Annotated in this window: 13 protein-coding genes and 1 pseudogene; 12 read left to right on the forward strand and 2 right to left on the reverse strand. The window is 44.5% G+C overall.

Annotation, left to right across the window (positions count from 1 at the left end; all coding sequences use genetic code 11):
• The 10 genes and pseudogenes from EJA10_RS23545 to yajC form a co-directional block, all read left to right on the forward strand.
• Positions 1 to 374, forward strand: a pseudogene (locus EJA10_RS23545) (hypothetical protein); the annotation flags it as partial.
• An 11-nt stretch (positions 375 to 385) separates the two neighbouring features.
• A complete protein-coding gene (locus tag EJA10_RS19460) occupies positions 386 to 1363 on the forward strand; it encodes a phosphotransferase (RefSeq protein WP_170169198.1) in 978 nt (325 codons plus the stop codon).
• Positions 1364 to 1476: 113 nt separating this feature from the next.
• Positions 1477 to 2136, forward strand: coding sequence for a spore cortex protein CoxA (locus EJA10_RS19465; RefSeq protein WP_170169199.1), 660 nt, complete (start codon positions 1477 to 1479; stop codon positions 2134 to 2136).
• Between the two features lie 225 nt (positions 2137 to 2361).
• A complete protein-coding gene (locus EJA10_RS19470; RefSeq protein WP_211340606.1) occupies positions 2362 to 2922 on the forward strand; it encodes an intercompartmental signaling factor BofC in 561 nt (186 codons plus the stop codon).
• A gap of 346 nt (positions 2923 to 3268) precedes the next feature.
• On the forward strand, positions 3269 to 3877 hold the full coding sequence (ruvA, locus tag EJA10_RS19475; RefSeq protein WP_125481773.1) for a Holliday junction branch migration protein RuvA: 609 nt from the start codon (positions 3269 to 3271) through the stop codon (positions 3875 to 3877).
• A 49-nt stretch (positions 3878 to 3926) separates the two neighbouring features.
• Positions 3927 to 4928 (forward strand): Holliday junction branch migration DNA helicase RuvB, encoded by a 1002-nt coding sequence (ruvB, locus tag EJA10_RS19480; protein WP_125481701.1) that lies wholly within the window; start codon positions 3927 to 3929, stop codon positions 4926 to 4928.
• Entirely contained in the window at positions 4925 to 5131 is a 207-nt protein-coding gene (locus EJA10_RS19485; RefSeq protein WP_125481702.1) for a DUF2905 domain-containing protein, read from the forward strand. The genes ruvB and EJA10_RS19485 overlap by 4 nt, the downstream gene beginning before the upstream one ends.
• 45 nt (positions 5132 to 5176) lie before the next feature.
• Positions 5177 to 6205, forward strand: coding sequence for a tRNA preQ1(34) S-adenosylmethionine ribosyltransferase-isomerase QueA (gene queA, locus EJA10_RS19490; protein ID WP_125481703.1), 1029 nt, complete (start codon positions 5177 to 5179; stop codon positions 6203 to 6205).
• A gap of 50 nt (positions 6206 to 6255) precedes the next feature.
• Entirely contained in the window at positions 6256 to 7395 is a 1140-nt protein-coding gene (gene tgt, locus EJA10_RS19495; protein WP_125481704.1) for a tRNA guanosine(34) transglycosylase Tgt, read from the forward strand.
• Between the two features lie 74 nt (positions 7396 to 7469).
• Positions 7470 to 7754 (forward strand): preprotein translocase subunit YajC, encoded by a 285-nt coding sequence (gene yajC / locus EJA10_RS19500; protein WP_125481705.1) that lies wholly within the window; start codon positions 7470 to 7472, stop codon positions 7752 to 7754.
• A gap of 35 nt (positions 7755 to 7789) precedes the next feature.
• Here the strand turns inward: yajC and EJA10_RS19505 are convergent, their stop codons facing one another.
• Positions 7790 to 8176, reverse strand: a complete 387-nt coding sequence (locus tag EJA10_RS19505; protein WP_125481706.1) for a TIGR04086 family membrane protein — start codon at positions 8174 to 8176, stop codon at positions 7790 to 7792.
• 189 nt (positions 8177 to 8365) lie between these two features.
• Between EJA10_RS19505 and EJA10_RS19510 the strand changes: the two genes are divergently transcribed.
• A complete protein-coding gene (locus tag EJA10_RS19510; RefSeq protein WP_125481707.1) occupies positions 8366 to 9019 on the forward strand; it encodes a DUF421 domain-containing protein in 654 nt (217 codons plus the stop codon).
• A 27-nt stretch (positions 9020 to 9046) separates the two neighbouring features.
• On the opposite strand, the gene spoVB is transcribed toward EJA10_RS19510, so the two are convergent.
• Positions 9047 to 10609, reverse strand: a complete 1563-nt coding sequence (spoVB, locus tag EJA10_RS19515) for a stage V sporulation protein B (RefSeq protein WP_125481708.1) — start codon at positions 10607 to 10609, stop codon at positions 9047 to 9049.
• A gap of 122 nt (positions 10610 to 10731) precedes the next feature.
• Here spoVB and EJA10_RS19520 point away from each other — a divergent pair, with 122 nt between their 5' ends.
• The gene (locus tag EJA10_RS19520; RefSeq protein WP_125481709.1) at positions 10732 to 11028 is read left to right on the forward strand and encodes a post-transcriptional regulator; all 297 of its coding nucleotides are present in this window, start codon (positions 10732 to 10734) and stop codon (positions 11026 to 11028) included.
• The last annotated feature ends 249 nt before the right edge of the window (positions 11029 to 11277 follow it).

Here is an 11277-nt window from a genome sequence, read left to right on the forward strand (position 1 = left end):
GAATGCAGGACCAGATGCCGATGATGCCGCAGGTAGGGGGAATGCAGGACCAAATGCCAATGATGCCGCAGGTGGGCGGAATGCAGGATCAAATGCCGATGATGCCGCAGGTAGGGGGAATGCAAAGCCAGATGCCTAAGCAGGGAGTTAAAGGTGCTGGCACAGATTGCGGCTGTGGCGGATCAATGGGAAGCCCTTATGGTGTAATGGGAGCGGGAATGCACCACCCTCACCATTACCTCCACCACGGATATCCGGGAGCGCCGGGAATGCATGTTCAGCCGCAGTTCGGTATGGGGCCACAAGGCTTTATGAACCCTTATGCAGGGGGGGCCAATGGGCGGAGGCTATGGAATGCCGATGCCACGCTTTGAAGATGAAAGCGATGAATATTAACATCAAGAGAGGTGGAGACGATTTCTTTTTCAATCGTCTCTTCTCTTATTTAAACAGCGAACTTGAAGAAGATATCCAGGGGTTGACCAAGCTGCGAGGCAATGTCTATCTTGTGCAAACCCCTAATTCCCGATTTATTTTAAAAGGCTATAAAGATTTACGAAAGCTGAAAATCCAGGAAGCCTTTACTTCATCATTGCATAAATCGGGCTTTCGCCATTCATATCGGTTCAATTCAACCCAAATTGCACCGCTAAAATTCCATGATTTGTACTATGGCTGCATAGAGTATATTGAACCAGCCGAGAAAAGCTTTCACTATGCCAACCCTTCTGACAGGAATGAGGGAGTTGAACTGCTCAATACATTCCATGACATCACAACCGGGATGATTCCGTCCTATGCTGGTCTCATTCCGAAAGTGGACCTGGAGAGGAAATGGCACCAAAGGCTGGGTGAATTCGCGAATAACCAAACTGCAATTAGCCATTATGTACACAAGGATTTCATAAAAGAACTGCTGCAATGGGCGGAATTTTCATTAGAAGAGTTTAGAAGCCATAACAGACTCCTGGAGCACGGACGGCCAGCCATCCTGCATGGAGATGTTGCCCACCATAATTTTTTGAGGTCAATTGATGGGAATTTGTATTTAATTGATTTCGATTTGATCAGCACAGGATCAAGAGCAAGTGATTTGCTTCAATATGCAAACCGGATCCTGCCTTTCTTAAATTGGGACTTTGAGTCGCTCACAAAAATAAACCATTTAAATAACTGGCTGGAAAATAAAGCATTTCTTTACGGACTGATATACCCTGCTGATATCCTCAGGGAGTGGAACAGGATTCTCAGGGAAAGTAACCATATAAATCCCTACCGATTAACGCCGATCGTAGAGATGACAGTCAGCCAGTTTCAGCAGAGGAGACAATTCCTGGAACAAGTAAAATCAAGACTGAAGTAATGAAATGAGGAGCACAAGTTGGACGTATCTGTCAGAATGAAAAGTCTGCCCCATCCGCAATCTAATAATGAGCATGTAGAATGCTCATTATTGCAAGGATGGGGGTTTTTCGTTTGGATAAAAGAAAGCTGCTGCTTCCATTTGCCACCTTGTTCGTGATAGGGCTGACTGGTTGTAATGGAAATAATGAAAATGCTATTCAGGACCGGAATACCAATCCTGCGCAGCCAATCGGCTATTATTCGAATGAAAAGGGAAATGAGATTGACGGGATGGACGACAGAGAAGGGCCTCTGACTGAAATCCTTGACCATAATTTTGGCAAAGAGGGAAGAGTTGCCGGGGAACGGAAACGGATGATGCTTCAATCAAGGGATGAAAACGGCAATCCTCCGAATCCGACTGTTCCTCGCTCAGATCATGACCATAACTTCTTCCAGAGGGATAATAAATACAGCCGTGGTGACTTAAACTATCATGGACATCTGAATGAGCATAGAGGCAGCGGCAAAGCTGGCATATACTCAAACAATGAGCAAGACAACAGATTGGGCAGGAAAGTGGGTCTTGCCGCAGAGTCAGTCGATAATGTCGACAAGGTACGATCCGTTCTTTTCGGACAGGATGTAGAGATCGCAGTCACCTATAAAGATCAATCCTTGAAAAAAACAAACCAACAGGCAAATCAGGAAAGCGGTCCAGCCATATCTCGAAGGCAGGGAGCTGCGCATTCTGGAGGACGAAGGGACCTTCAGCAGATCAAGGACCATTGATTATGACAGAAGAAACGGAAACCCAAGGGAAAGTCTCAACTTCAATCAATGATTGCTAAGAAGGCAAAGGGATTCTTTGCCTTCTGTTTTTTATGGCTAATTTTTGACGGTCCTTTTTAAAAAGGATAAATAAGATCTTTTTGGCTAAACTATTATTGGAAAAGATATTAACCTATCATGGAAAAACGAAATCATTTCCATGCAAAAGAAGAGAGGTGGACAGCAATGGCTTCCAATTATATATTAAAAGCACTAAAATCAGCTGTATTGCTCACGGTCATTCTCTCGATCAGCAGTATGATGCTTCAGCCTGCCCATGCTTTTGCTGAGAAGCCTGAAGCAAGAGTCCATGAAATCAATCAACCTCTTGAAGTCACAATCATCCTGCAAAGAGTCTATCTAGATGGTGAAATGAGTGAGGAAAGGGTTAACGAAACCATCTGGTCGATGGAGGACTTCTGGGCAAAATATGAAAAGTGGCAAATTGTCGATATGGAAGCAGATAAAGCCGTTTTCAGGCAGGATGTAGATGATATTTCGCCATTGCTAAAGGCAAATGGATATTTCGGTGTGTCAGATGATGGAGTCCTGACCATTTTTAATGGAAGGCCGGATGGATCGAACATCATCCAATCGTTTTTTCAAATCGACCTAGGAAAACTCGAAAGCATTAAGCGAGACCAATTAAAAAAAGGGATTCCCATTAAAAATAAAAAATGCTACGAAGAAGTGCTGGAAACATTCAAACCATACACAATCCAGGATATCAAACAAGAGCCGGGCTGACTGGCTCTTATTTGTGTTTTATCAGGAAGAATGGTTCAAGAAAAATCCGGCATTTGGGATTTTTCATCATTCTATCCAAAGGAAGAATGGTTCAAGAAAAATCCGGCATTTGGGATTTTTCATCATTCTATCCAAAGGAAGAATGGTTCAAGAAAAATCCAGCATTTAGGATTTTTCATCATTCTTCCAAGAGGAAGAATTCGCTCATGGAAAACAAAAATGAACCGCCTACCTTAAAAGTACCTTTAAAAATTGATCATACGTTCGCCTTTTCGGATATTTTTATACATACCTTTAAATAGAGTATGTTAAAATGAGTTACAGCAAAGCAGAGGGGCGAATATTAGTGTATGAATTCATCAAAGGCACCGTCGATTTTGTCGGGCCTGAATATATAGTAATTGAAAACAGCGGGATCGGATATCAGGTCATGACACCCAATCCGTTTGTATTCACAAAGGAAGCAGGCAAAGAAATCCGTATCTATACATATCATTATGTCCGTGAAGATCTTATGGCATTGTATGGCTTCAGGACAAGGGAGGAAAAAGCGCTCTTCACGAGGCTGCTGAATGTTTCTGGTATCGGGCCTAAAGGGGCACTTGCGATCCTGGCTTCTGGGGAACCCGAACAAGTAGTGCAGGCAATTGAAAATGAAGATGAGTCCTTCCTTGTCAAGTTCCCGGGAGTCGGCAAGAAGACAGCAAGGCAGATGATCCTCGATTTGAAAGGGAAGCTGCATGACTTGGTTCCTGACTTCTTCCCTAACTTATTTAACACCGATGAAGTGGCTGCTGCAGTCAGCCATTCAACAGAGTTTGATGAGGCGGTTCTGGCACTGAAGGCACTTGGCTATTCGGAGAAAGAAATCCGCAAGATCACACCTGATCTGAAAAAAGAACAATTGTCCACAGATCAATATATCAAGAAGGCATTACAGAAGCTCTTGAGATAAGGACCTTCTTAGTTTCAGCAATATCAAAAAATAAAAGGGTGGGAAACAGATGGAAGAACGAATCATTTCCAGTGAAGCTGGCGACCAGGATCTTTCATTTGAGCAAAGCCTGAGGCCGCAAACCCTCAGGCAATACATCGGCCAGGACAAGGTGAAGGCCAATCTCGAAGTCTTTATAGAGGCTGCAAAAATGAGACGTGAAACGTTAGACCATGTCTTGCTGTATGGACCGCCCGGATTGGGTAAGACGACACTCGCGGCAATCATTGCCAATGAGATGGGCGTCAATCTGAGGACGACCTCGGGTCCTGCCATTGAAAGGCCTGGAGATCTAGCGGCGATTCTGACTGCTTTGGAGCCAGGTGATGTCTTGTTCATAGATGAGATTCACAGGCTGCCAAGGACGATTGAAGAAGTCCTTTATCCAGCCATGGAGGATTTTTGCCTGGATATCGTCATTGGAAAAGGGCCTAGTGCACGCTCGGTCCGCCTTGACCTGCCGCCATTTACGCTTGTTGGTGCCACAACCAGGGCAGGTTCTCTCTCTGCACCATTAAGAGACAGGTTTGGAGTATTGAGCCGTTTGGAATACTATAATGAAACACAGCTGACAGACATTGTCGTCAGGACCGCTGAGTTGCTCGATACAGAGATTGATTGGCTCGCGGCACAGGAACTGGCAAGAAGGTCGAGAGGAACACCAAGGATCGCCAATCGTCTGTTGAAGCGGGTAAGAGACTTTGCTCAGGTGCGCGGCAATGGGGCAATCGAGGAATCGCTTGCAAAAGAAGCGTTGGAGCTTATGCAGGTCGACCGGCTGGGACTTGACCATATTGACCATAAATTACTCAAGGGCATTATAGAAAAATACCGCGGTGGTCCCGTAGGACTAGAGACGATAGCTGCAACCATAGGGGAAGAATCCCAGACAATAGAAGATGTATATGAACCATATCTTTTACAGATCGGGTTTTTGCAAAGGACTCCAAGGGGAAGAATAGTAACGGAAGCAGTATACCGACATTTCCAGATGGAGGTGCCTGAGAGATGACAGGTGCAGCGAAGTTTGTCATGATTGCGGGAGCAGTGATTTTCATCATTGGGTTTCTCATGCAGTTCATCAATTTAGGAAGACTGCCAGGAGATATTGTCATAAAAAAGGGCAATACGACCTTTTACTTCCCGATCGTAACATCCATCGTGGCAAGTATTGTTCTATCAGCGATATTTTATTTTATTGGACGATTCCGATGATGTCGGATTGTCTGTATGACGAATTGAAAAAGTAAGGGTGACAACATGAAAGTAGATTTGTTTGATTTTCATCTGCCTGAAGAACTCATTGCCCAGACTCCGCTAGAACAAAGAGCGGAAAGCAGGCTGATGGTTCTGGATAAAGAAACAGGCAATATTGATCATGATGTTTTCAAGAATATTAAAAAGTATCTTAAGCCTGGCGACTGCCTCGTCCTGAATGACACAAAAGTACTTCCGGCAAGGCTGTTTGGCATGAAGGAAGACACAGGAGCAAAGATTGAGGTCCTTCTTTTGAAACAGCTTGAGGGAGATGAATGGGAAACCCTCATCAAACCAGCTAAAAGAGTGAAGGAAGGCACGAAAATTGTATTCGGAGATGGTCTTCTGACAGCGGAATGCACAGGGGAAGCAGAGCATGGCGGCCGTAACCTCAAGTTTTCTTACGATGGGATTTTTTACGAGGTGCTTGAGCAGCTTGGGGAAATGCCGCTTCCTCCTTATATCAAGGAACAGCTTGAGGACAAAGACCGCTACCAGACAGTGTTCGCGAGAGAACGGGGGTCTGCGGCAGCACCGACGGCCGGGTTGCATTTTACCGAAGAACTGCTTGAAGAAATAAAAGGATTGGGCATCCATATTGCCTTCATTACCCTCCATGTAGGCCTTGGAACATTCAGGCCTGTCAGCGTCGATTCAATCGAGGAGCATGACATGCATTCTGAATTCTACCAGGTGACGGAAGGTACTGCGCTGCTGTTGAATTCTGTCCGTGAACAAGGCGGGCGAATCATTACGGTGGGGACCACTTCGACAAGAACCCTGGAAACCATTGCGACAGCGAATGACGGTAAATTTGTCGCCGAAAATGGCTGGACGAATATCTTCATTTATCCCGGCTATGAATTTAAGGCAATTGACGGAATGATCACCAATTTCCACCTGCCAAAGTCGACCCTGATCATGCTGGTGAGTGCTTTGGCCGGAAGGGAAAATGTCCTGAATGCCTATAATAAGGCAGTAGAGGAAAGATACCGGTTTTTCAGCTTCGGTGATGCGATGCTAATACTATAAATGGGCAACATTTTATAAATGAATGAGGACATCTGGAAGGAGCTTGAACATTGTCAGCAATCCGTTATGAATTAATCAAAACCTGTAAGCAAACAGGAGCGAGGCTCGGGCGTGTGCATACACCCCATGGCTCGTTTGAAACTCCTGTATTTATGCCAGTCGGCACATTGGCCACAGTCAAAACGATGTCACCAGAGGAATTGGTCGAGATGGGGGCAGGTATTATCCTGAGCAACACCTACCATCTATGGCTGAGACCAGGCCACGAAATTGTCAAGGAGGCAGGCGGCCTTCACAAGTTCATGAACTGGGACCGTGCAATCCTGACTGATTCTGGAGGGTTCCAGGTATTCTCCTTAAGCGAGTTCAGAAAGATCGAAGAAGAGGGCGTACATTTCCGAAATCATCTGAATGGCGATAAGCTTTTCCTTTCACCTGAAAAAGCGATGGAGATCCAAAATGCTTTGGGATCTGACATCATGATGGCATTTGACGAGTGTCCGCCATATCCTGCTGAATACGATTATATGAAAAAATCCGTGGAACGGACGTCCCGCTGGGCAGAGCGCTGCTTGACAGCACATAAGCGTCCACAGGATCAGGGATTGTTTGGAATCGTTCAAGGCGGGGAGTATGAGGACTTAAGGAAACAAAGTGCCAGGGATCTCGTATCGATGGATTTCCCTGGGTATGCCGTAGGCGGACTTTCAGTAGGGGAACCTAAGGATGTCATGGACAGAGTGCTCGAATTCACTACACCGTGGCTGCCAGCGGACAAGCCACGGTATTTAATGGGTGTAGGATCACCTGATTCATTGATTGATGGAGCTATTCGCGGGATTGATATGTTCGATTGTGTGCTTCCTACGAGGATTGCCAGAAATGGAACACTGATGACAAGCCAGGGCAGACTGGTCGTGAAGAACGCGCAATTTGCCCGTGATTTTGAACCGTTGGATCCAAATTGCGATTGTTACACTTGCCGGAATTACAGCAGGGCGTATATCCGCCACTTGATAAAAACCGATGAATCGTTTGGAATCCGACTTACTTCTTACCATAATCTCTATTTTCTGATAAGATTAATGGAGCAGGTCAGACAGGCGATCCGCGAAGACCGTCTGGGGGACTTTAGAGAAGAGTTCTTTGAGCAATATGGCTACAACAAGCCAAATGCCAAAAACTTCTAAATAAACTGCTTTAAAACAGGGTGATTTCTTTAACTTAAAAGAAAGCCTTTAACTAATGAAAGGAGGGGAAATGAATGGAAGGTTTAGTGGGTACAGTATTCCCATTGCTGCTTATGTTTGTATTGTTCTACTTTTTACTGATCCGCCCTCAACAAAAGAGGCAAAAAGCGGTTCAGCAAATGCAAAGCGACCTTAGAAAAGGTGACAGAGTAGTCACGATTGGTGGTTTGCATGGAACAGTCGATGCACTTGATGAAGGCACAGTTGTCATCAAATGCGGAGACGGAAGCCGTCTTACATATGATCGCGCTGCAATCCGTGATGTTAGAGAATCTGCAGGCGACATGCTTGCGAAATAATGAAAAAGGGAGCGGATTTCAGGTCCGCTCCTTTTTTATGCCTTAGATGGGCTTCCTGCGATATTCACGCCGAGGATTCCGCCCATCATCGCTGTGATGATGTAGCAAATATGGTAGATGATCTGCTCGAAGCTGAATAAGCTGTCATAGCCGAGGTACTGGAATAAAAAGATAATGACCGTATATACCAGGCCCGTTGCCCCCCCAATCATCCACCCTTTTTCCTTTCCGTTCCCTCCTGTAATGAACCCGCCGATGAAGATTGATAAGAATGAAATGGATGTCATGACGTATTGAAGCGAAGATTCTTGGACAGACGTGAATTTTAAAAGAAGAGAAAATATCAAACTGCTCACGATTGCCAATAAAAAGATTGCAATCACGCCGTAAAGCACAGCCCTGCTTAAATTCCTGGATTCCATTAACCCCTCTCCTCTCTGATCTGATTCCCTGTATCCGGGAAATGCCTAGTACAAGCATATTCGGTCAGGTGGACAAATAGAATCAGATTTTATACTTATGTGGGGGCAAAAAAATGCTGATTCTGTAAGTATTTTTTTAACTCCTGGTTAAAGACTATAGATGAATGGAGTTTGAAGGGCGGGGGAAAAGTGGAAGAATATTTAATTATTATTCTGAGGACTTTGTTCCTTTATTTATTGATCCTCTTGATTTTCCGTCTGATGGGAAAAAGGGAGATCGGTGAATTGAGCATTCTGGATTTGGTTGTCTATATCATGATTGCTGAAATGGCATCCTTGTCTATAGAAAACACGAAAGATCCCTTGATCAATACTCTTCTCCCGATCAGTGTGCTTGTCATCATCCAAATCGCACTGGCATTCCTTTCGCTGAAAAGCAAAAAGTTCAGGGATATCGTGGATGGGAAACCAACGATCATCATCAATAACGGGAAAATCGACGAGAAGGCAATGAGAAGCCAACGGTATAATTTTGATGACTTGCTGCTGCAATTGCGGGAAAAGGACGTTGGCAATATTGCGGATGTTGAATATGCGATTCTCGAACCTTCTGGGACCTTGTCGATCTTCCAAAAAAATCAGGAAAGCCAGCAGGACAACAGCAGTCTTGCTTTGCCTCTGATTATTGATGGTGAAATCCAGGAAGACAATTTGACCATGATCGGCAAATCGAAGCCATGGCTGCTGAAACAATTGGAAAAAAAAGGTTATCACGATCCGGGAGAACTATCTTTTTGCAGTTATGAAAAGGGCCAGTTTTATATTGATTTACAGAATGAATGAAAAACGTGGAAGGAGCTTCCACGTTTTTTACATGACTTTTTTCCTGAAAAAGGATAACAGGACACGCTGCAGCTTGATGAGCTCCTGTTTCTTGATCAGTCCAAAGACGATCGCCAGGAACAGATAGAAGATGCTGATTGCTGCTGTGCTGGAAATGACTCTTACGGCAAGTCCAATACCTTCATCCAACCAGCCCCATAAGAGATAACCGAGTGCACCTGATAAAGCAATGAGAACAAATATTTTTACATAATCCATCACATAAAAAGTGAATGAAATGGCTTTAAGCATTGTTGCGAAATGGAGCAGCGTGATCAACACAATCCCCATGACCATCCCAAGGGCAACTCCATTGATGCCAAAGGCAGGCTGGCTTGCCAGCAGGAAGATGACAGCGGTTTTCGCCAGATTGCCGATCAGGCTGTTGATCATCGCTGCTCTTGCCAAATCAAGAGCCTGGAGAGCAGCCTGCAAAGGGCCCTGAAAATAGTAAAACAGAAAGAATGGAGCCATCAGTTTGATGAATTGGGCCCCATTTGAGCTGCCGTACATCACCGTCATTAATGGTTCTGCCAGTACATAAAGGACAATTACGGCCAGTCCCCCTGTAAGCAGGGAAAACCTTAAAGATTGCTGAAGCAGGTTCTCGATGACTTTCATTTTTTTCTTTGAGTTGGCTTCGCTGATGGCCGGAACAAGGGAAGTTGACAATGAATAGGTAATGAAGGATGGCAGCAATAATAGCGGCATCGCGAAACCGGTCAGGGCTCCGTATTGTTTTGTAGCGGCAACGGCAGCCACCCCGGCGATCGCAAGACTATGTGCGACCACGATCGGCTCAAAGAACCATGATACCGAACCGATCAGTCTCGAACCGGTGGTTGGCAGGGCAATCCTCATCAAATCATTAAAAGTCGATTTGCCAGAGTGTACAAACTGGAAAAAGTTCTTCCTTAAAGGGAATTTCTTCTTCAGCTTGAAGGCTGTCATTAAGTAAAAGAGAGAAACCAGTTCTCCCATTACTGCTGCGACCATGGCTGCTGCGGCAGCATATTCAATACCGTATGGCATGAAGGTTTTGGTCAGGACGGCGATCAAGGATATCCGTACAAGCTGCTCTATTACTTGTGAAATAGCAGATGGCCTCATGTTCTGTCTTCCCTGGAAGTAGCCGCGCAGGACAGAGGAAACAGCTACGATCGGAACAATAGGGGCGATCGCCAGCAAAGGCAGGTGGGTCCTTGAGTCAGTGAATAACGTTTGTGACAGGATAGGGGAAAGGAAAATCAGCGCCGGTGTAAAGATGATGGATAATGAGATTGTCGTAGCAAGAGAAACGACCAGAATTTTCTTGATCTTTTTAAAATCTCCTCTGGCTTCGGCTTCGGCCACATTTTTGGAAATCGCCACTGGTAGGCCCAACTGTGTGATCGTAACCACGAGCATCATGGCAGGAAATGCCATCATATAAAGGCCAACACCCTCTTCTCCAATGGAACGGGCAATGACAATGCGATTTATAAAACCAAGCACCCTCGTTATGAGCCCGGCAATCAACAAAATAAAGGTTCCTTTTAAAAACTTTGACATTCCGCTCCCTGCCTTCTCAAAAATGCATATTTCATATACAATTAACTATATGCAAGAATGTGGACAAAGCATGACAAGGTTAAAACATTATAAGACTAGAATATTCGACGGGGGGCTAGACGATGGAACGCATCCATCAGTACGGACGCTTTTACAACGAAGTGAAACCGGCACTGCAAAGCAAAGTTGAAGAATTCAAAATATTCGGATATGAAAGTGTCACAGAAAAGGAATTATGGGATTACCTGACGAAGAAAAAATGGAAGAAGCCAAAAGATGAAATCCAGTTGTATGAGGTAGTGGCCGACATTCTCTCAGCCAAAATTGGTGACCTGATGAACTTCACAACCGTTGAAGCTTTTAAATTAGGAGATTTCTCACTGGGTGACGAAGAAGAACGGAGGGAATTGCTTAAGTAAGGAACTGTAACACCCGAAAACAATTTCTATAATCGAGATAGAAATAATATGAAGAGGCTATTTTCGTTTAGATACATAGTTTTATGTCCGCTAAAGAGGCTTCAAAATGAGCCGGAAAAATATTAGTGCCGATTTTTTCTTTGGTAAGAAAACCGCTTAATTATGAAAAGAGCCCTAATTGACAGTTTTTTTAAACTGTTACATAATTAGAATGCTATAAATTGGTTACTGTCTATTATTTAGTCTGAG

Source organism: Mesobacillus subterraneus (assembly GCF_003937825.1).
Classification (GTDB): Bacteria; Bacillota; Bacilli; order Bacillales; family Cytobacillaceae; genus Mesobacillus; species Mesobacillus subterraneus.